This is a genomic window from Elusimicrobiota bacterium (genome assembly GCA_040757695.1).
In the GTDB taxonomy this organism is placed as follows: domain Bacteria; phylum Elusimicrobiota; class UBA8919; order UBA8919; family UBA8919; genus JBFLWK01.
The window spans coordinates 83,626-104,678 of sequence record JBFLWK010000001.1 but is presented as its reverse complement, the minus strand read 5'-3'; the positions used below and the strand labels follow the sequence as shown (position 1 = coordinate 104,678).

Below are 21,053 nucleotides of genomic sequence, written 5' to 3'. Positions count from 1 at the left end.
AATTTGCTGTTAACAGGTATTATGGAACTAAAAAAGTTTGTCTCATCAATTTCTTACGATGTAAAACTTGCGAAGTATGATATTTTAGGGAGCATTGCGCATGTAAAAATGCTTGCTAAATGCAAAATTGTTACACAAAAAGAAGCCACAAAAATTATCAACGGGCTTAACTCAATCTTGAAAGATTTCAATGCTGGTAAATTAAGATTTACTGATGAAGATATTCATACTTCAATAGAGGTAGAACTCAAAAAAAGAATCGGTAATGTTGCTGGCAAAATGCATACTGCAAGAAGCAGAAATGACCAGGTGGCGCTTGATGAACGGCTTTATTTGAAAGACGAGATAAAGATAATTATTGAAAAAATAGATAAGGCAATCAGTATGCTCAAAAAAATTGCTCAAAAAAATTTAAATATAATTATGCCCGGATTTACACATCTGCAAAATGCACAGGCGGTATTATTCAGTCACTGGTTTCTCGCATATGTGTGGATGTTAAAACGGGATAAAGAACGGTTTTATGACTGCTATAAAAGGATTGATATCTGTCCGTTAGGTTCTGCAGCGTTTGCAGGAACAGAGTTCAATATTGACAGAAATTTTGTTGCCAGCCAGTTAGGATTCTCAAAAATTTCAGAAAACTCTGTGGATGCCGTTGCTGATAGAGATTTCATAATTGAGTTTTTGTTTGATTGCGCAGTAGTGTCAATGCATTGCTCACGGCTTGCTGAAGAAATTGTTATATGGTCTTCACAGCAGTTTGGATTTATAAAACTTTCAGCAAAATTTACAACAGGTTCATCTGTGATGCCGCAGAAACAAAACCCGGATTTTGCAGAACTTGTGAGAGCAAAAACAGGCAGAATTTACGGTAATTTAATTTCGTTTTTAACCGTTATGAAAGGGCTTCCGTTATCTTACAACAGGGATATGCAGGAAGATAAGGAACCGCTTTTTTCGTCTGCTGAGACAATAGAAAATATACTTGATATTTGTGCGGGAATGGTTTCAGAAATGAAACTTAACCCTGACAGAATGCTTTCTGCCTGTAAGAATGGCTTTATTCTTGCGACTGATATTGCTGATTATCTTGTTTGCAAAGGGCTTCCGTTTAGAACATCGCATAGTATTGTTGCTAAACTTGTGGATTATTGTATAAAAAACCAGAAAAAGTTTGATGACTTATCAATTACAGAATGGAAAAAATTTTCTGAAAAATTTGACAGGTCAGTTTTTGATATGTTAAACTTCAGGAAATCTGTTGAAAAAAGAAAATCCTACGGCGGCACATCGCTATCATCTGTAAAACAGCAACTTAAAAGATTATGAAAAAATTTTTTTACCTTTTACCTTTTACCTTTTACCTTTTACCTTTTACCTGTCTCTATTCCCAGCAACTTGTAGAAAGAGTTTTAACAGTTGACGATAGTGTTAATCTTGCGATTTCAAACAACCAGCAACTTCTATCCGCCCGACAGGATATAGAGATTGCCAGACAACGGCTGAAAGAAGCGCGGTCAATAATGTATCCGCAATTGGAGTTCAACGCCAACTATTCCAAATTCAAAGCCGAAAGCCCGCTGTTGATTTCGCCTATTTTGGGCAACACTATCCTGCCACAAAAAATTGAGCCACTGGTTGATAACATTGAAGATTATTATACAGCCAAAATTTCGCTCTATCAGATATTATGGAGTGGTGCCAAAATTTCTGCTACAAAGAAGTTTGCAGAAACAGAATTGAAATCGGCTGAAAGTGATTACGAGGTAATCAAAAACAAAACAGGCTCATCGGCTAAAAAAAATTTCTATACACTTCTATCAATCCAGAAAAAAGTTGAGATTTATAAAGCAACTATTGAAAAAATATCAAATAGAAAAAATGAGTCTTTAAACCCTAAAGACAGATTTATATCTGAAAAAAAAATTGAAAAAATAAAATCAGCAGAAACCAAAAACCAGAAAGAACTGGAACTGGCAGAAATTGATTTTCTTGATTCTATCGGGATAGAGTTAAATACGATATTCACAATCAAAGGCGAGTTAGAGCACAAAAAGGCTGTGGTAGACCTCAATAAATGCATTGCCTGGGCGCTTGAATATCGGCCTGAACTTAAAAAAACGCAACTTCAGGAACAGATGGATGCGCTTTCAGTAAACCTATCATTATCCGGCAGGTATCCTATAATTACACTCGGTGGCAACTATCAACTTGAAGATAGACAGTTGCCATTTGAAAAAAGAGCGTGGAATGCAACTATAAATTTTACACTACCGATATTTGATGGTTTTGGTCAGTTTGCCCGAATAAAACAAAAAAAGTACCAATATAGAAAAACACAGATTAACCGAGCAAGTATTACCGACTCAATCCAGGCCGAGGTAAGAAAATGTTTTGTTGATTACGAGTTTGCAGTTAAAAAGTTTGAACAAAAAACTAACGAAAAAGAACAACTTGCTACAACTGTAACAGATGAGGTATTAAAAGAACTTACATATCTTGAGTTTATTGAAATGTTAGAGACAGCGATGAATATCCAACTTGAATATATTGATGCATTGAAAGATGTTATAATCGCAAAAATCAATTTAGAAACCAGTATCGGCAAAATTATTGAATAAAAAATGTATCCTGTTCTTCGCAGTTTGAGATTTTACCTTTTACTTTTTACCTTTTACCTTTTACCTTTTACCTGCCTTTATGCTCAATCTGATAATTTATTAAGAGATTTATTATGGAAAGATTTTTTAGCATTGAACTCTAAGCGGCCTAAAATCGCGGTAGTATTAGGTGGTGGCGGCGCACGAGGTCTGAGTCATATCGGCGTCTTAAAGGTGCTTCAAGAAAATAATATACCGACTGATATTATTGTTGGTACCAGTGCCGGTGCGCTTGTTGGCGGGCTCTATGCGACAGGTATGGCGATAACTGATATAGAACGGATAGGGACTGATATTGGCTGGAATAAAATATCAAATCTTTCAGCAACTAAACTGCTAACACTTATTACTGCGGAATCGCTGTTAAGCACAGAAAAACTTGAAAAATATCTGGAAAAACATATCAGGCAAAAAAGGTTTGACGAGTTAAAAATTTCGTTTGCCTGTATCGCCTGTGATATAAAAACTGGTGAACGAATCGTTTTTAAGGAAGGCGAGGCAGCATTTGCAATGCGTGCTTCTGCAATAATCCCGGGTCTCTTTAAGCCGGTTGAATACCGACATCGGCTGCTTGTAGACGGCGGGTTGGTTGATAATCTACCGATTGATATCGCAAAAGTAATGGCTGCCGATTTTGTAATTGCTGTCTGGCCACAGGTAGATTATTCATTATTTAATATAGATAATGTTATGAAAACACTCATTCAGGCGATAAATATTCAAGCTGGATTCCTGGTATCTAATCAGATAAAAAATGCCGATTTTGTAATAATACCGAATATAAAAAATGTGAGTATGATAGAACTTGACAGGTCAGCAGAATGTATAGAGGCAGGGCTTGTTGCCACAAGAAGTAAGGCGAATGCTATCAAAGATAAAATACTTGAAAAGTTTATTGATAAAATAGTATTTCTAAAATGAAAAAATACTATTCTAATAGATGGATAGATGGTAAGATGGCTAGGTGGTTGGGCAATAGATTTTCCTTTCTATCTTTCCATCTTTCTATCTTTCCATCTCTCTATCTTTCCATCTTTCTATCTTTCTATCTTTCCATCTTTTTATATGCAGAATCAAAAAAAGAAAAAATTAGATTCTATATCTCTAAAGGTGATGAGTATTTAATGCGTGGCGAGTACAGTTATGCAATTACATTTTATACTGATGCCAAAAAAATTAAGAAAAAAAACCCGGTTGTCCTTCTAAAATTAGGGGAGGCATATCGCGGTGCTGATATGCATAATGAAGCGATTTTTGAATATAATAAAGCATTAAAATACGGCTCAAAAGATATACGGATTTATCTCGGGCTGGGTGCGGTTTATTATAAAAAATTGCTATACGAAAAGGCAGAAGAATACTATAAAAAAGTACTGCAACTTGATAACAGCAGTATTGAAGCATTAAACGGGCTTGCGGTTATTTATAAAAATACCGGGCGAGATAACGAAGCTATTGATTTATACAAAAGGGCGCTGGCACTATGTCCAACCGATAGTATAAAAAACAGTATTTTACAGTTGAATGTTTTAACTGGTAAATATGCTGAATCAGAACCATTTTTTACTACATCGTTTGATTCCCGAATTTTAGAAGGATATATTAATATGAAAAAAAATCCAGATATCGCAATTTCTAACTTTACAGCGGTGAATGCGCATTTTTTAGTTGCACTAACTTATCTAAAAAAGAATAATATCGCAGAAGCTAAAAAAAATCTGGCAGTTTTGTTAAATACCGAAGAAAACACGCTTTCTAAAAAACTTGCAATTGCTTTACAGAAATATATTGAATGACAAATTTCTCTATTACACAGATAAAACCAACATGCTAATCAGTGGTAACAGTTCAATTTTGCTGAAAACGTATGAATTGTAGTCGGTGATTTTTAATCACCGTTTTGGTTCTTTTCACCACGGAACCACTGAAAACACTGAAAAAAAGATTTATACCCGACTTCAGTCGGCAAAAAAAGATTCTGACAGGATTTACAGGATAAAAAGACAGCCACAGAAATACACAAGCCACAGAATCACACAGAAATACACAGAATTTAGATTTGAAAATATTTCAGTGAAATTCAGTAGCAAAAAATAAAATCCTGTTAATCTAGTCAAAAACAGGTTTCAGGGCGAAGCCCTGACTAACTTAAAAAGGATAAATATGCTAAAGTATGAAAACGGTTTGTTATTGATGGATGGTGTTTCAGTTTTAGAGATTGCAAATAAAGTTGGCACTCCAGTTTATATTTACAGCAAAAATAAAATTCTGGAAAATTATAAACTGCTTGATATCGCATTCTCAAAAACAAAACATATTATATGCTATGCAGTCAAGGCGAACGCTAATCCGAAACTATTAAAAATTCTTGCTAAAAACGGGTGTGGTTGTGATATTGTTTCATCTGGCGAGTTAAAACTTGCAATATCATGTGGTATCAGTTGTCAAAAAATAGTGTTTGCTGGTGTCGGGAAGAGAGATGATGAAATTAAAGAAGCAATCAAACAGGATATTTTAATGTTTAATGTTGAATCTATTCCGGAATTATACAAAATTAACAAAATTGCAAAATCAGTCGGCAGAATTGCGAGAATCTCGTTCAGAGTGAATCCGGATATAAATCCCAGAACACATCCGCATATTACAACAGGGCTTTTACATAACAAGTTTGGACTTTCATTTGAAGAAGCAAAAGAGGGCTATATTTTAGCAAAATCGCTTAAAAATATCAGTATCGTCGGACTTCATATTCATATTGGTTCCCAAATAACTGATTTAGACTCGTTTGTGCTTGCCTCCCGAAAAGTAGGATGCTATATTAAAAAACTTTCAGAAGACGGAATAAAACTGAAATATATTGATATGGGTGGTGGGCTTGGAATAAAATATAAGGATGAGAAAATAATCAATCCAACGGACTATGCAGATGCGATTATGTCAAACCTACCCCCAAAGCGTACCGTTATTTTAGAACCGGGCAGATTTATTGTCGGTGAATCCGGCATATTAGTGACAAGAATAATTTATATCAAAAAAACAGCAAAAAAGAATTTTTTAATAGTTGATGCTGGAATGAATGATTTACTCCGTCCTGCGATGTATAATGCATATCACGAAATAATCCCGATTGTAAGAAGAGAAGGGACAACACATAAATGGGATATTGTAGGACCTGTTTGCGAATCGTCGGATATTTTTGCAAAAGATAGAACAATACCGCCGGTTTTAGAAAATGATTTTCTTGCTATCTTATGCGCTGGTGCCTACGGGTATTCAATGTCGTCAAATTATAACCTGCGACCCCATCTTGTAGAAGTACTGGCTGAAGAAAAAAAGTGGGAGGTATTAAGAAAACGCGATAAAATTGGAATGTAAGCAAATGCTTACATTTTTAGACGACAAATATGAAAAAAAGTTTGAATCTTACAAAAATGTCGGGTAGCGGTAATAATTTTATTGTGATTGATAACAGAAAACCACTTGTAAGCAATCCGTCGGTATTCGCAAAAAAATACTGCCGCAGAGAAGATATAGACGGGCTTTTGCTTGTTGAAAAATCTTTGCGCCGAAATACTGATTTCAGAATGGTTTATTACAATTCTGATGGTAGTCACGCTGCTTTTTGCGGTAATGGTGCCAGATGTATAGCACTTTTTGCATACCTTAATAAAATTTCTTCAGCAAAAATGGTTTTTGAATCGGATGCTGGTTTGATTAATGCCGAAGTAAAAAAAAAATCAGTTGTAAAAATAAAGATGCCTGAACCCAAAAATTTTGGGTTAGATTTTTTGCTAAAAATAGCCGGCAAAAAGTTTGAAGCATCTTTTGCCGATACTGGCGTGCCACATACAGTAATTTTTGTTAAAGATATTAAAAATGTTGATGTTGAACATTTAGGCAGGGCTATCAGATGGCACAAGAGATTTCAGCCATCAGGCACAAATGTTAATTTCGTAAAAGTTTTAAGCAGAAATAAATTGCAAATCAGAACATATGAACGCGGTGTGGAAGCCGAGACACTCGCCTGTGGAACAGGTGTCGTTGCCTCAGCAATAATTTCTATCCTAAAAAAATATGTCTGTTCACCGGTCAATGTGCTTACTCAAGGCGGTGAAACGTTAAAAATATATTACAATGGCAGAACTGCCTTTTTTGAAGGTAAAGTCCATTACATTCTTTAAAAAGAGAATAATAAAAATGTAAGCAAATGCTTACATTTTTGATATCCACAAAATTGGTTGACATCTATTTCCTGTATCATTGCGAACCCGATGAATATCGGGAGACACACTGCTGCTCGTGGTTGCTCGCTTGTTTCGTGCTTACACTTCTTTTTAACCCAGAAATTTCAATTAAAAGCTTTCTACCGTCCTTTGCGGCTCCGATTTATCGGAGCGGCTACCTTGTTGGTTGGTAGCCGCAGGCTTCAGACTGTGTTATCTTGTTTTCTTTTTGACTACAGAAACTACAAAAAAAGTAATTGACAAAATTCAAAAAATTCTTTATAATTATAGTACCATAGTACCGAGCCGATGTAAGTATAGTTAAACGAAAATAGCAAATGTGGTTCTGTAACAGTTTGCAATTTCGGTAAGGTTTTATTCTACGAGGCTTTAGCATCGCCCCGTATTAGATACGGGGTAAAGTTTCGCAGAATAGTTCTATAAAAACTATATGCTATAAGCCAGAAGCTATTTGCTATTTTTGGAGGCTTGACTGCCGAAAAAAAAGGATTGAACAAAAAATGTCAAAACGAGAAATTATTATTATTATAGTTTCTGCCGCTTTCTTAATAGGGTTAGCGAGTGCTTTTTGTTTTGCAAATACTATCAATCCCAATTGCCCTAATGAAGTAAAACAGGCAATCAAGAATTGGGACAGCGGTCTGGATGAAAGAGATACCCAAAACCAGCAAGTAGCGAGTAGCGAGTTGCGAGTAGAAGGTTGTCATTCTGAACGGAGCGTCAGCGAAGTGAAGAATCCTGGTGTTAACACACAAGATTCTTCGCCTTCGGCTCAGAATGACAGGTCTCGAATCCCCGGCCTCGGACTTCGGACGCTTTTTTTGAGTTCACTCATCACACTGACATTCAATACACCGGTTCATTCACAAATCCTGGTTGTGAATTTGCTCCAGAAGTTATTCACAGTGGCTAAACACTATTTGAAGATTGCAGATTGCAGATTGCAGATTGCAGATTTAGCAGTTATATTTACGGTTTTAAAGAAATTTTTTGAAAAACTATTCTTGCTTCTTTTAGGTTTTGTTGTTTTACTTCCTTGTTTTTACTTATCACCTTATCACCTTATCACCTTATCACCTTGCCTTTACTACCGTTTCCACAACCTTCGGCTTTAATACCCGAACACCCGGCAGTTAATGTGATAACTAATAACCGATTACTTACAATGAATAAAAAATCTCAATATGTGAGTGATGGGTTATAAGTTATTATGGTTAAAAAGATTTCTATTGTTGTGCCTGTGCACAATGCTGGCGATGCCATTAAGCAGTGTTTAAGTGCAATTTATGTCCAGAATTATCCAGAATACGATGTGACGGTTGTTAATGATTGTTCGGAAGACGGTTTATCGGACAGATTGAAGGACTTCCCGTGTAAAATTATGAATTTAAGTAAGCGTTCCGGTGCATCCGTATCAAGAAACGAAGGTGCCAAAAATGCTGATGCAGAAGTAATACTTTTTCTTGACGCCGATGTTATGTTACAGAAAAATTGTTTGCACCGAATCGCCGAAATATATGAAAAATACCCGGAAACCGATGTTATACAGGGGGTTTATACGGAAGAAGCAGCCGATAACAATGTATCCACATTGACCAGAAATTATTACAAATACCATAAAATTGAAAAAATAAACCGTAGTCAGATTAACGGAATTAACAGTTACTGTTTTGCAATTAAAAAAAAGGTGTTTGAAAAGATAAATGGTTTTAATCCACAGTATGAAGGAGTTGAAGATGTTGAACTCGGTATGCGGCTGGTAAAAAACGGTTATAAGATTCTATTGGATAAAAATCTTCGTGTGAAACATTTGAAACGGTATACATTTACCAGACTTTTAAGAACTGATTACCGTAAAGTATACGCCAAAACGAATTTATTGTTGAATAATTATTTTAAACCGAAAACGGCAATACCAGAAAATTCTGTGGAGATAACTTATTCGCTGAACCCAAAGGAAAAAATGATGCCCGAATTTATCAGCATTTTTTTGTCGTTTTTGATTGCCGCTAGTGTTACCGGTGCGGCGTTATCCAAAAGCCAGTATTTCCTTTATGTGAGTATCGCATTGATTCTGTTATTTATTTTTCTGAATTTTGATTTTTTGAATCTTATCAGGAAAAGAAAAGGATTATTTATTTCTGTCGGCTGTTTTTTCGTATATTATTTTGAGATGCTGATAGCGCAGATGGCGATTTTCAGTACCCTGCTGATGTTTCCCATAAAAAAAAGATACTAATATGGCTGTTTCTGATAAAATACGATGGTCAAAAAAGATATTTTTGCATAATGGTGTTCTACCGGAACAGGTAACATTTTTTGTCACAAACAGATGTAATATGAACTGCCAGCATTGTTTCTACCGACAGAATTTGAACAAAGCAAATGTGGAGTTTACTTTAGATGAATTAAAAAGAATAATTCCCAGTTTAGGCAGGTTCAGTTTTTTGAGTTTGACTGGTGGTGAGCCGTTTTTAAGAGAGGATTTGTCAGAAATCGCTGGACTATTTGTTAACATAAACAAAGTTGCCAGAATTTCTATTCCGACCAACGGTTTTTTTACGGAGAAGATTTTTGATTCAACCCGAAAGATACTTAAGATTGCAGGTAAGACAAAAATTTTAGTTAAAATATCTATTGACGGCATTGGTGAAAAGCATGATAATATCAGAGCAATTGACGGTAGTTTTAATAAAGATATTGAAACATTTACTGTATTGAAAGGATTGAAACAGAAATATCCAAATTTTAAACTCGGTATCCTACTAACATTCTCAAAGTTGAATCAAGACACACTCAGCGATACTTATACATACATAAAAAATAATTTGTCACCGGATGTTGTTGGGTTAAACTTTAGCCGTAGAAATTTTACAGATAGCTCGACTAATGATATAAATATAGCGGATTATCAGAAATTGTATTTTCAGATTCTCAATGATTTGTTAAAAGAAAAAAAGAATGGATTCGGTTTTTACGAGTTTTATTCAGCATACAAGACAAAAATAAGCGAATTGGTTACTGAAATTGTGAATACGAAAAAATATCCGATTGATTGTTATGCCGGCAGATTAAGTACGGTAATAGATAGTTCGTTAGATGTATATCCCTGTGAATCTCTGGATAAGAAATTGGGTAATTTAAGGGATTATGATTACAATTTCAGGTCTCTGTGGTTTTCGGATGCAGCCGAAAAAACGAGAGAATACATAGCCGACGGCAGATGCTGGTGCACTAACGAATGTAACCTGCAGATAAATTCGTTTTTTAATATCAATCAGTTATTACCATTGATTATCAGAGCCATTATGATATAACGATAAAAGTATTTACCACTGAAGTACAGAATCACAGAAAGATAGAATTGATATCAGTAAGGCTACTTTCTACGCCACTTTAGTGGCGGTATAACCGAAACTAAAGTTTCGTAGAAATTTCGTGTTTTCGTGTTTTCGTGGTTAAATTAAAGAACTTAATAAAAAAGGATGGTGTTTGCTATGCGAGTAGCGCTAATTTTTCCGCCGTTTCATCATAGGAAATTTTCTGAAAACCTGAAAGTTGTAGACGAGGAATTCACTCTATCACCGCCGATTATTCTTGCCTATGTATCCTCGATTTTAGAGCATGCTGGGAATGATGTTATCTTAATAGATGCGCATGCACTCGGGTTATCAAAAGAGCAGGTCCTGAAAAAAATAAAAATGTTTAACACCAACCTGATTGCATTCCGGCTGGATACATACAATTTTCAGGAGACATTGGAATGGATACAGTATTTGAAACTCGCAACGGGATTGCCTGTGCTTGTCGGCGGGATAAATATGTCACTTTATCCGACTGAGACAATGTCGCATAAAGAGATTGATTTCGGGCTGATTGGCGAGGCGGTTCGCACATTACCGCAGTTTATTCGGAATTTAGAAAATTCAGAACCGTATCAAAATATTCCAGGGTTATGCTGGCGCGATAATAATGGTGGAGTTCATATCAATCCACCAGATACAGAACTGGTTAATTTTGATACTTATCCATTCCCGGCAAGACATCTTCTGCCGAACGACCGCTATCATTCTTTTGTTTCACAAAATAAGAATTTTACCGTTATGCTTACTTCTACCGGCTGCCCGTATAGATGCAGGTTCTGCGCAATCGCTGCACTAAACCATTACCGAGAGAGAACCTGGGAAAATGTTATCCGCGAAATAGAAGAATGTTATTATGATTATGGTGTAAGAGAGATTGACTTTTTTGATGCTACTTTTTTTGTGGACAAACAGAAATCTATCAAACTATTTCAGGAAATACGAAACCGGCATCTTGATATCCAATGGAGTTGCAGAACGCGAGTTGATGTTGTTGACGACGAAATCTTAAAAGAAGCATCTTTATCCGGTTGCAGGATGATTTTCTGGGGTATAGAATCCAGTTCGCAAAAGGTACTGAATGAAGTGAATAAAGGAATAACACACAACAGAACGGCGGTTGTTATAAAAACAGCTAAAAAATTCGGCATAAGAAATCTTGGATTCTTGATGATAGGCAACCCTGGCGATACGGAAGATACGGTAACCGATACAGTAAAATTCGCTAAAAAATTGGCGCTTGACTATGTTCAGATTTGTAGAACAATTGCGAAACCCGCTACCGAACTTCATAAACAACTGGTAAAAAATACAGGCACTGATTACTGGCGTGATTTTGTTTTGATGAAACTTGGCGAACAGCGAATCCCTACACCATGGGTAAGAATGAATCAAGCAAAAATAGAGAAACTATTAAAACGGGCATATTACAGTTTCTATTTCAGACCCGGCTATATTTTTCAAACGCTTCAACGAACAAAATCTTTCAGTGAACTGGCAAGATATATAAAAGTTGCTATCAGAATGGTTTTTCATTATTTTTATACGGATGTTAGTATTGCTATGGGCTCAAGGTTTATCCAAAAATTAGCCCATCAGCAGTTACATAAAAATATAATAACTGAACCTGTTACAAAAGTCGCTGTTGTTATCCCGGCATTCAACGAGCGAGACAATATACTCGGCTTATTGAAAAAAATTATTGTGTTGTACCCGTCAATTCGGATATATGTTGTTGACCATAATTCTACTGATGACACCGGTGTAGCAGTTCAACAATTCTCGGTTTTATATCCACAGGTACATCTTCTAAAAAGTAAAAAATATAATCACTGGAATGAAAGAGGTCTCGCGGTTAAAGCCGGTTTTTCAGCTGCATTATCTACAGGTGCGGAGACAATCATAGAGATGGATGCGGATTTATCGCATGACCCTGGCTATATTTCAGAATTTCTTTACTGGATACATTATTTTGATATAGTTATCGGCTCAAGATATGTCCCAGGTGGCGCCGAGACAGGCAGAAGTATTTTAAGAAAATCGGCAAGTTGGCTTGCCAATTTATATGTCAGGAATAAACTTAAACTTAACGGTATTTTTGATTGCACATCAGGATTCAGGTGTTACAGCCGTGGAGCAATTGAATCCATAAACATGGATTCAGTTCGGTCCGTTGAAGGCACATCAGTGCTTATAGAAACGGTCTATAAAGCGGTCAGAAACGGGTTAAAAATAAAAGAGATTCCAATAATCTATCACGACAGAATTTTCGGGAAGTCAAAGTTCACTTTAGGCGTTATGTTCAGAAGTTTAAAAACTGTTTCTGCTTTAAAGAGACCCTGACAGGATTAACAGGATAAAGTCAAAAGATATTTCTGACAGGATTTACAGGATTAAGTCAAAATCCAGTTAATCCTGTCAAAAAAAGTATGAAACTGAACGCAATAATAAATTCTGCTGTTTCTATTCTGAAAGTAAAAGCAGGGAAAAGGATTCCTGTTGCAGTTAGGATTCAACTGACCAATCGGTGCGACCACAAATGTCTTTATTGTGATATATGGCAGACAAAATCTGAAGAGATGACAACGGAGCAGGTTTTTGAACTGATCAGACAACTGAAAACTGCCGGAACAAAAAAAATTTCTTTCAGTGGTGGTGAGCCGCTTTTACGCAGTGATATAGGTGAAATTATTGACTATTGCAGGGCGTTGGATATCTCGCCTGAGATGAATTCCCGCGGTGCTGGGATTGAAACTAAAGTTCATAAAATTAAAAATCTGGACCTGCTTAAAGTGAGCATAAACGGTGATGAACAGACACACGATTTTTTATCCGGCAGAAAAGGCGCATTTACACAATCAATTAAAGCGATAGAAACCGCTATAAAACACGGTATAAAAACAACAATCGCTACAACCCTGACCAAACAAAATATTGAGCAGCTAGATTTTATACTTGGCTTGGCAAAAAAATATAAGACTATCGTTGCATTCCAGCCGTTAAAAAAATTCGGTTACGGTACAGATAATATAGAATCACTTTATCCCGAAAAAAGTAAATATCAAAAAGCGCTCTCAGAACTTATTGAACTAAAACAAAAAGGAAACGGATATATGAGGAATTCACTACTCGGACTTAAACATATCTTTTACTGGCCCGATTATCCAAAATTACACTGTGCTGCTGGTAAACTTTTCTGTATTGTTGATACCGACGGAACGGTCTATCCTTGTGACCGAATCTGCTATAAAACAGAACTGCCAAATTGGCTTAAGGTTGGCTTTAAGAATGCATTTGCTAATCTTCCGGAAGTTCGTTGTAGTGGTTGCGGCTTTTGCGGCTCGCTTGAGTTAAGTTTTTTACTTGCATTTAAGTTCGGCACAATCAAATCAGTACTGAATGTAATAAAAAAAGGAGGGTTGCCCTGCTATTTAACAGGGTAAAAAAAACTAATGGGAACGATTTTGTTTCTGGTTTTACACTTGGTTAAGGTGATAAATACGCCTTTTGATGCAGCAGTACTATGCGGATTGGTTTCATTAGACAGTTTGGTTGTAATACAGTTTCTTAAATTGAAAAAGAAATAAATCTCTGTGTTCGCTGTAGTATTGTCCGCTGATTACGCAGAAAAGCCGCAGAGTCCGCAGAAAGAGATAAAAATCTCTGCGTAATCTGCGGGTATTCTGCGGTTTCTGCGGGTTGCCGAGCGTTAGCGAGGCTTTTTTAACGATGACAAGTTATCTTAGGAAACGGCAGAAGAATCTTTTTACCAGATACCGGCTTCGTAAAAGAACCGAAAAAGTTTTAGGAATACTAAAAAAAAATTACAAACCGGGCTTACAGGTGCTTGATATTGGTGCGGCTGATGGCGAGATGTTAAGCAGGTTAAACGCTGAGTTACAGTTAAAAAAAGCAGTCGGAATAGAGCCCTCGGATGAACTTCGGTTAGCAAAAAAAGACACGTATATAGAACTTTTAGCCGGTTACGGTGAGAATCTTCCGTTTAATGAGAACGAGTTTGATATAGTTATTATCGCATCGGTAATTGAGCATGTGACCGATGTCCGAAAAGTGCTCTCAGAGAGTTATCGTGTGTTAAAAAAAAATGGACTGATTGTATTGACTGCGGTTGACCCGTTTCTTGATAAAATAGCTACTTTTTTAAGGTTCAAGCCGAACGACCATTTAAGGAGATATAATTTTAAGCAATTGAAAACACTGTTAGTTGAGAATAAATTCTATGTAAAATTAACTGAAAGGTTTGGACCGATATTCTATCAACTTGTTGTCGCCGAAAAGTAAAAAATGCAAAAAACCTATATCAATGTTTTACTTTTAGTGATTGTTTCAATATTGACTTTTGCAAATACATTAAGAAACCCATTTATGTGGGATGATGCAGGGCTTGTAGAACTGATTTCTCAACAGGATTATCAAAACCATCTGAAAAATCCGCTTTTTTTTCTTACACCTTCCTACTGGAAAAACTACCGCAAGTTTCACGATGTAGATGCATATGTCCCTGTGGCACCAATGCGGACTTTAGCATTAAGCATTGACTATAGAATCTGGAAATGGAAACCGTTTGGCTATCATTTGACTAATCTTTTATTCCATACCCTGAATGTCCTTTTAGTTTATTTCCTTGTTCGTATTCTTGTTAGTAGTTTACATTACACATTACACATTACACATTACACAGCATTTTTTACTGCTTTGTTATTTGCAACCCATCCTATGCATACGGAATCGGTTGCCTGGATAAAAAACAGGATTGATTTGATAACAGCAGTGTTCTATCTATCTTCGTTGATTTTGTTTGTGAAACACACGAAACAGACGCGGAACTTAAAACGCGGAACAGACGCAGAACAGAACACGGAACTGACACAAAATAGACCTTTCTTAATCTCTAAATATCTAATCTCTAATCTCTATCCTCTATTCTCTCTTTTCTGCTTCATTCTCGCACTGCTTTCTAAAGAAATCGCAGTAACATTGCCAGCAGTTCTTGTTTTGTATATCATCTGCTTTGTCCCACAAGAAAATAAAAAGAAACGAATAATTTCAACGCTACCATTCTGGCTGTTGACATTTTTGTATATCTATCTAGCACAGTTTGTAGTGAAGCCCGGGCTAAAACTGCCACTGATGGCTAAAATAGACCTATACTCAAATATACTTTTGGTATTCAAAACACTCGCCTGGTATCTTAAACTCTTGGTGTCGCCGTTTTCATTTAATGCGGATAGAGTCATAACAATACCGAAATTGCTTTTTGAGCCGACCAGTTTGATTTCACTGTTTGTCGTCGGCGGACTCGGTTTTGCCGCAGTAAAAGTTTTTAACTACTCAAAAGAACTCTCATTCTGTTTGTTCTGGTTCTTTGTTACAATTTTGCCGGTTTTAAACATAATATATCTTGCACCACGACCTTTGGCAGAACAGCGGCTCTATATCCCATCTATTGGGTTTTGTTTTCTTCTTGGCAAATTATTTGCTGATGGATTGCTTAAGAAAAAAAATTCAGAAAAAAAAATCCTGTTAATCCTGTCAGAAGTTGTTCTTTTGCTGCTCATATTCGCATATTCTTTTGCGACGGTAATGCGAAATTTTGACTGGCGTAATGAAATCGTATTCTGGCAGAAAACAGCCGAGAAATCACCGCTATCACCGCGAGCGAAAACCAATCTTGCAGAAGCATATATCAAACAGAACGAACACGATAAAGCACAGCAGATATTTGAAGATGTATTAAAAAATTATCCGGATTACCCGCCTGCGCATACAGGGCTTGGATTATTATTTTTTAACTCGGGCGATATTGAAAAGGCAGTAAAAGAGTTCCAAAAAGCCGGTCTGGTAGAATAAGATTCTGACAGGATTTACAGGATAAATAAAATCCTGTTAATCCCGTCAAAAGAAAGACAATGAAAAAAACAGATTTTGCTATTCTTGCGATTTTATCAATTCTGGTTTTTGCAGATACTGTCAGAGTGCCATTTATATGGGACGACGAAGCACAGGTAAAACAAAATGTATCAATAAGAACACCGACTATTTCTACATTTTTTAAACCTGCTTACTGGCAGGCATATAGAACAACATTGTCACCTGTAGAATTGCCATTAAAACCGCTCAGCCCAATCAGAATAATAAGTTATATGATTGACTATAAGCTCTGGGGACTTAATGCTGAAGGGTTTCATATAACAAACATTATTTTGCATATTGTAAATGTTATACTGGTATATCTTTTTTGCTGGTTGGTTTTTAGAAATAGAAATGTTGCGTTTTTTACAGGGCTTTTATTCGCCTGCCACCCAATGCATGTTGAAACTGTTGCCTGGATAAAAAATAGAATTGATTTGATTTGTTCTGTGTTCTATCTATCTTCATTGATTTTGTTTATTAAACACGCGGAACAGACGCGGAACTTAAAACACGGAACAGACGCCAAACAGAACACAGAACTGACACAAAATAGACCTTTCTTAATCTCTAAATCTCTAATCTCTAATCTCTATCCTCTATTCTCTATTCTCTGCTTCATTCTCGCACTGCTTTCAAAAGAAATGGCGGTTACATTACCGATGATTCTCATCCTTTATTATATCTGTTTTCAACCCAAAAACAACCTGTGGACAAAAAGTCAACAATCAAAAATCTTACTTAATGCAATAAAAAAAACGATACCTTACTGGCTTATAACAGTTGGTTATTTCTGTTTCCAGTTCTTTTATGTAAGAGCAGGTGAGGTTACAGGGCTGGTTTCTAAACTCGGTTTGGTTTCCCATATTGGGCTGGTAGGAAAAACAATCACCGTCTACCTGAAACTGTTACTTCTGCCTTTCAGGTTTACTGTAGAACATTTTTTATCTGAGCCGAAATCGGTTTCTGAGCCGGGCGTTTTGATAGCACTATCAACAATCCTGTTGTATATTTTGGTCTGTTATTTTTTATGGACAAAACGGCAACATGGACTGCTTTTCAGTTTGGTTTTTATACCGGTCACATTACTGCCTGTTTCAAATATTATGTATCTTGTTACAAGACCTGTTGCAGAACACCGACTCTATATTCCATCTATAGGGTTTTGTCTTATTCTTGGCAAATTATTTGCTGATGGAATTCTGACAGGATTTATCCGCCTGACGACCGTCGGGCAGGCAGGAAAAATTTCAACCACGAAGACACGAAACTCCGAAAAAAGTCTAAAACTTCGTGATTTCATAATTTCGTGGTTAAAAGAATTAAAAATCCTGTTAATCCTGTCAAAAATAGTTTTTTTGCTGCTTATATTCGCCTATTCTTATGCTTCTATGAAACGCAACCTGGATTGGCTTAGCCCGGTTCAACTATGGGAATCAACATTAAAACTATCCGCAGGTAATTTTAGAGCACATTATAATCTTGGCGTTTCGTATCTTCAAGCACTCAGGGAACAAGAAGCCTTAGCACAATTTGAATTAGCTAGTAAAATATTACCTGAAGATCCATTCCTGCAGGATGCGATTGGTGTTTTCTATATGGTTTATGGTAGTACTGATACCGCAATTGAGAAATTTAAATCCGCACTAAAAATTTATCCTGATTTTGATAACTCGCAAGCGAATCTCGGCTGGGCATATTACCTGAAAGGTGAGAAAGAAAAAGCGTTGCAATATATAAAAAAAGCGATAGAGATAAATCCTGAATTCCCATTACCACACAGGCATTTAGCACAAATTTATTGGGCGGACGGCAAAATTGAAGCAGCATTAATAGAGTATCGGATTGCATGTGAACTTATGCTTTATGGCTGGGAGATGCATAAGGAGTTTATTGAACTACTTGAGAAAACAAAGCGGTTTGATGAAGCAATTACCGAGTATAAAAGAGCGATAGAACTCAACCCTTATTTGATTGATGCGTATAATAATTTAGGGATTGTTTATGTTCAAAAAGGAATGTATAAAGAAGCGGAAGCATCATTCAAAAAGGTGTTGGAGATAAATCCAGCCGATTCTGCAGGTGTAAGAAACCTATCAACTGTTGAACGGATTATGGATAAATTAGAAAAAAATAAAAAATAGGACGCAGATGAACGCAGAATATCAGGATTTTAAATATAAAGAATTAACTGAGAAAATCATTAAAATTTTCTATAAAGTTTATAACAAATTAGGTTATGGATTTCTGGAAAAAGTCTATGAAAAAACAATGATGATTGAATTAGAGAAAGAGGAAATTCCTGCTATAGCTCAATATCCATTAACAGTTTTTTACGAACATCAGGTGGTAGGAGAATATTTATGTGATATACTTGTTGATAACAAAGTAATGGTGGAAATAAAAGCAAGAAAATGAACATCTGGATTTATCTGCGTAAATCTGCGTCCAATTAAAAATGAACTGAACTCGGAGTTTGATTTCCCGTCGGTATTCCGCGTCAGTTCCGCGTATCTGTTCCGCGTCTGTTTAGCGTTGTAAAAAAAAGTACTTGACAAAATGCCAAAAATTCTTTATAATTATAGTGGATGAAAAAAGTTAGGATTCCAACCGAAGCTATAAAAAAGTTATTATTACCTGAACTCGCGGAGTTAAAAAATGGTATAGGTGAACTCAATTATAAATTTGAATCTCAGTTTAGTGCTTTAAGGAGCGAGTTTAATGGATTAAAGAGCGAGTTCCAGGGATTAAGGAGCGAGTTCCAGGGTTTGCGTGATAAAGTTGATGGAGTAAGTAATAAAGTTGATGCGTTGAATTCAAAAGATGAAGTTATAAAAGTTTTGTTAGAAGAACTGAAAAAGAAATTGTAAAAAAACCGACAAAGGCGAATTCTATATCACAAATAGTGACTCACGAATAAAGGCAAATATCACGAAAAAGACACGAATAAACAGCATAACAGCTTTATTCGTGAAAATTCGTGATGATATTCGTGATGTGTTATTCGTGATATAGAAGGTGCAAAGCTATGCTCCTGTAATTACAGGACAGCAGGTTGCCGAATTGAGCGATTATTTATGTTGAGAAAATTAGCAATCATATTTTTTGTGGTTTTTGCCTTGTTAATAAGTGGAGGAACCACTTTTTGTTTTGCAAATACGCTCAATCCTAATTGTCCCGAGGAAGTAAAACAAGCAATCCAGAATTGGGCTGAAGGACTTGATGAACGAGATGTATCCAATGTCCAATGTCCAATGTCCAATGTCAATAAATCTCGGACTTCGGACTTCGGACTTCGGACGCTGTTTCTTACTTCGCTCATCACACTCACATTCAATACACCAATCCATTCGCAAATCCAACTTGTCCGTTCATTACAGAAGTTATTCGCAGTTGCGAAACATTATATCAGCGGTGAGCGGTTAGCGGTTAGCGGTCAGCGGTTAGTGGCGATATTTGTAACGCTAAAAAAGTATTTTGAAAAACTCTTCTTACTTCTTTTAGGCAAAGTAAACTTTGCTACTACATTTTTGTTTTTCCTTTTTTACCTTTTCACCTTCTCACTTTCTCACCATCTTTACTACCGTTTCCACAATCTCCGACTTTAATACTACAAACCCGGCATTCTTAAAATCAGTTTAGAGTTTAGAGTTTAGAGTTGTTAGTTTTTTAATGTCAACTATGAACTATTAACTGTGGACTGAATTTTTTTCGCGCGCGCGTGCGCATGCGTTCGGAAAAATAGAGGGTAGCAGAGAGAGATGAGAGGATAGGGAAATGGACAAAGTTAAAAGTTATCAGGAATTGAAAATATGGCAGAAAGGGATGGCTCTCACGGTAGAAATTTATAAAATTTGTGAAAATTACACTATTTGTCAGAGGACAAAGAAGAAAGTAAAAAGGTTCGGGAGCGGATTATAGAACTTCAAAAAATGATTTACACAATAATCAAAACCCTCTCCGCTCGTCTCTAATCTCTATATGCTACAATAAAATGGATAATTTACCTGACTGGTTATTGAATATAAAGAAATTATACCACTTTGTAGTGGCAGATTTACCTGCCCGTATTATCTCAAATTGTCTGTCATTGCGAGCGATAGCGAAGCAAGCTATGAGATTGCTTCAGTCACTTCGTTCCTTCGCAATGACAAAAAGAATAATAGAGACTGTCCCTATTTTGTTGGTTTTAATTTTTAATTTTACAGTTTTAAGTTTTAACTGTCAGAAAGTATGGGCGAGTGTGGTGGGTTCTGGGAATACGAAATGGTCTACGCAACGGCATGTGTTCAAAGGCAAAAACGGTTATTTTTATGTGTTTTATATTGATGCAGGACTTGAAGCATTCGCATACAAATCCAGCGCTGATGGTGCTGCCTGGTCAGATGCGACGGCTGTTTTCCCGCCGGGATCCTACCCTCAGGCAGATAATGCGAATGGTGCTATCTGGTACAATCAGAACGAACGAACATACGGGATGGTGTATGTAGTTGTAGGTAATAAAAACGTTACACCACCGGCACAGGGCGCTGGTGCTGCAGTTACATATGCGTATATCCAAGTAGGCATACTGTATGCAGATGGTACGATTACCTGGAAAGCATCACCGGTAACAGCAGCAATCGGTTGTACAAGCACCGCGTGGCTTTTTACAGGTGGCGCTGTGAATATCTGCAAGCATCCTGATCCTACCGCTGTAAAAGCACGAAATATAATAGTAGCGGTTGAAACGCATGATTCCGGTACGACATCTGCACTCTGGGCTATGGGTTCATATGGTGATGTTGACCCGGATGCTACACCACCAACCGTTGGAATGACACCAGCACCAGCTGGTGCGCTCGGCGCTCAGG

19 protein-coding genes are annotated in these 21,053 nt (G+C 36.5%); all 19 read left to right on the top strand.

What is annotated here, in order from left to right:
• Positions 1–21 precede the first annotated feature (21 nt).
• Entirely contained in the window at positions 22–1,332 is a 1,311-nt protein-coding gene (argH, locus tag AB1349_00220) for an argininosuccinate lyase (protein MEW6555760.1), read from the top strand.
• Positions 1,329–2,624, top strand: coding sequence for a TolC family protein (locus tag AB1349_00215; GenBank protein MEW6555759.1), 1,296 nt, complete (start codon positions 1,329–1,331; stop codon positions 2,622–2,624). The genes argH and AB1349_00215 overlap by 4 nt, the downstream gene beginning before the upstream one ends.
• A gap of 3 nt (positions 2,625–2,627) precedes the next feature.
• Positions 2,628–3,584: a patatin-like phospholipase family protein gene (locus AB1349_00210; protein MEW6555758.1), complete on the top strand. Its 957-nt coding sequence runs from the start codon at positions 2,628–2,630 to the stop codon at positions 3,582–3,584.
• The gene (locus tag AB1349_00205; GenBank protein MEW6555757.1) at positions 3,581–4,459 is read left to right on the top strand and encodes a tetratricopeptide repeat protein; all 879 of its coding nucleotides are present in this window, start codon (positions 3,581–3,583) and stop codon (positions 4,457–4,459) included. Before AB1349_00210 ends, AB1349_00205 begins: the two co-directional genes overlap by 4 nt.
• 367 nt (positions 4,460–4,826) lie before the next feature.
• On the top strand, positions 4,827–6,038 hold the full coding sequence (lysA, locus tag AB1349_00200; GenBank protein ID MEW6555756.1) for a diaminopimelate decarboxylase: 1,212 nt from the start codon (positions 4,827–4,829) through the stop codon (positions 6,036–6,038).
• A 29-nt stretch (positions 6,039–6,067) separates the two neighbouring features.
• Positions 6,068–6,844 (top strand): diaminopimelate epimerase, encoded by a 777-nt coding sequence (gene dapF, locus AB1349_00195; GenBank protein MEW6555755.1) that lies wholly within the window; start codon positions 6,068–6,070, stop codon positions 6,842–6,844.
• A 563-nt stretch (positions 6,845–7,407) separates the two neighbouring features.
• Positions 7,408–8,022: a hypothetical protein gene (locus tag AB1349_00190; GenBank protein MEW6555754.1), complete on the top strand. Its 615-nt coding sequence runs from the start codon at positions 7,408–7,410 to the stop codon at positions 8,020–8,022.
• Between the two features lie 95 nt (positions 8,023–8,117).
• Positions 8,118–9,146, top strand: coding sequence for a glycosyltransferase (locus AB1349_00185; GenBank protein MEW6555753.1), 1,029 nt, complete (start codon positions 8,118–8,120; stop codon positions 9,144–9,146).
• 1 nt (position 9,147) lies between these two features.
• Complete coding sequence (locus AB1349_00180; protein MEW6555752.1) at positions 9,148–10,224, top strand: radical SAM protein; 1,077 nt, start codon at positions 9,148–9,150, stop codon at positions 10,222–10,224.
• Positions 10,225–10,404: 180 nt separating this feature from the next.
• Entirely contained in the window at positions 10,405–12,612 is a 2,208-nt protein-coding gene (locus AB1349_00175) for a radical SAM protein (GenBank protein ID MEW6555751.1), read from the top strand.
• An 86-nt stretch (positions 12,613–12,698) separates the two neighbouring features.
• Positions 12,699–13,712: a radical SAM protein gene (locus tag AB1349_00170; GenBank protein MEW6555750.1), complete on the top strand. Its 1,014-nt coding sequence runs from the start codon at positions 12,699–12,701 to the stop codon at positions 13,710–13,712.
• Between the two features lie 286 nt (positions 13,713–13,998).
• A complete protein-coding gene (locus AB1349_00165; GenBank protein MEW6555749.1) occupies positions 13,999–14,571 on the top strand; it encodes a class I SAM-dependent methyltransferase in 573 nt (190 codons plus the stop codon).
• Positions 14,572–14,574: 3 nt separating this feature from the next.
• Positions 14,575–16,140, top strand: coding sequence for a tetratricopeptide repeat protein (locus AB1349_00160; GenBank protein ID MEW6555748.1), 1,566 nt, complete (start codon positions 14,575–14,577; stop codon positions 16,138–16,140).
• A 59-nt stretch (positions 16,141–16,199) separates the two neighbouring features.
• On the top strand, positions 16,200–18,344 hold the full coding sequence (locus AB1349_00155) for a tetratricopeptide repeat protein (GenBank protein MEW6555747.1): 2,145 nt from the start codon (positions 16,200–16,202) through the stop codon (positions 18,342–18,344).
• 7 nt (positions 18,345–18,351) lie between these two features.
• Positions 18,352–18,618 carry a GxxExxY protein gene (locus tag AB1349_00150; GenBank protein MEW6555746.1) on the top strand — a complete coding sequence of 89 codons (267 nt, stop codon included), beginning with the start codon at positions 18,352–18,354 and terminating at the stop codon, positions 18,616–18,618.
• A gap of 170 nt (positions 18,619–18,788) precedes the next feature.
• Complete coding sequence (locus AB1349_00145; GenBank protein ID MEW6555745.1) at positions 18,789–19,070, top strand: hypothetical protein; 282 nt, start codon at positions 18,789–18,791, stop codon at positions 19,068–19,070.
• A 207-nt stretch (positions 19,071–19,277) separates the two neighbouring features.
• Entirely contained in the window at positions 19,278–19,808 is a 531-nt protein-coding gene (locus tag AB1349_00140) for a hypothetical protein (GenBank protein MEW6555744.1), read from the top strand.
• 169 nt (positions 19,809–19,977) lie between these two features.
• A complete protein-coding gene (locus tag AB1349_00135) occupies positions 19,978–20,121 on the top strand; it encodes a hypothetical protein (GenBank protein ID MEW6555743.1) in 144 nt (47 codons plus the stop codon).
• 73 nt (positions 20,122–20,194) lie between these two features.
• Positions 20,195–21,053: hypothetical protein (locus AB1349_00130; protein MEW6555742.1), on the top strand; the 859-nt coding region annotated here is incomplete at its 3' end.

Excerpts from the sequence above, each read along its gene's own strand:
- AB1349_00205 (MEW6555757.1), top strand. The coding sequence starts at position 3,581 with ATGAAAAAATACTATTCTAATAGATGGATAGATGGTAAGATGGCTAGG.
- dapF (MEW6555755.1), top strand. The coding sequence starts at position 6,068 with ATGAAAAAAAGTTTGAATCTTACAAAAATGTCGGGTAGCGGTAATAAT.
- argH (MEW6555760.1), top strand. The coding sequence starts at position 22 with ATGGAACTAAAAAAGTTTGTCTCATCAATTTCTTACGATGTAAAACTT.
- AB1349_00165 (MEW6555749.1), top strand. The coding sequence starts at position 13,999 with ATGACAAGTTATCTTAGGAAACGGCAGAAGAATCTTTTTACCAGATAC.
- AB1349_00185 (MEW6555753.1), top strand. The coding sequence starts at position 8,118 with ATGGTTAAAAAGATTTCTATTGTTGTGCCTGTGCACAATGCTGGCGAT.
- AB1349_00135 (MEW6555743.1), top strand. The coding sequence starts at position 19,978 with ATGGACAAAGTTAAAAGTTATCAGGAATTGAAAATATGGCAGAAAGGG.
- AB1349_00180 (MEW6555752.1), top strand. The coding sequence starts at position 9,148 with ATGGCTGTTTCTGATAAAATACGATGGTCAAAAAAGATATTTTTGCAT.
- AB1349_00210 (MEW6555758.1), top strand. The coding sequence starts at position 2,628 with ATGTATCCTGTTCTTCGCAGTTTGAGATTTTACCTTTTACTTTTTACC.
- AB1349_00150 (MEW6555746.1), top strand. The coding sequence starts at position 18,352 with ATGAACGCAGAATATCAGGATTTTAAATATAAAGAATTAACTGAGAAA.
- AB1349_00175 (MEW6555751.1), top strand. The coding sequence starts at position 10,405 with ATGCGAGTAGCGCTAATTTTTCCGCCGTTTCATCATAGGAAATTTTCT.
- AB1349_00190 (MEW6555754.1), top strand. The coding sequence starts at position 7,408 with ATGTCAAAACGAGAAATTATTATTATTATAGTTTCTGCCGCTTTCTTA.
- AB1349_00140 (MEW6555744.1), top strand. The coding sequence starts at position 19,278 with ATGTTGAGAAAATTAGCAATCATATTTTTTGTGGTTTTTGCCTTGTTA.
- AB1349_00160 (MEW6555748.1), top strand. The coding sequence starts at position 14,575 with ATGCAAAAAACCTATATCAATGTTTTACTTTTAGTGATTGTTTCAATA.
- AB1349_00145 (MEW6555745.1), top strand. The coding sequence starts at position 18,789 with ATGAAAAAAGTTAGGATTCCAACCGAAGCTATAAAAAAGTTATTATTA.
- AB1349_00170 (MEW6555750.1), top strand. The coding sequence starts at position 12,699 with ATGAAACTGAACGCAATAATAAATTCTGCTGTTTCTATTCTGAAAGTA.
- AB1349_00215 (MEW6555759.1), top strand. The coding sequence starts at position 1,329 with ATGAAAAAATTTTTTTACCTTTTACCTTTTACCTTTTACCTTTTACCT.
- AB1349_00155 (MEW6555747.1), top strand. The coding sequence starts at position 16,200 with ATGAAAAAAACAGATTTTGCTATTCTTGCGATTTTATCAATTCTGGTT.
- lysA (MEW6555756.1), top strand. The coding sequence starts at position 4,827 with ATGCTAAAGTATGAAAACGGTTTGTTATTGATGGATGGTGTTTCAGTT.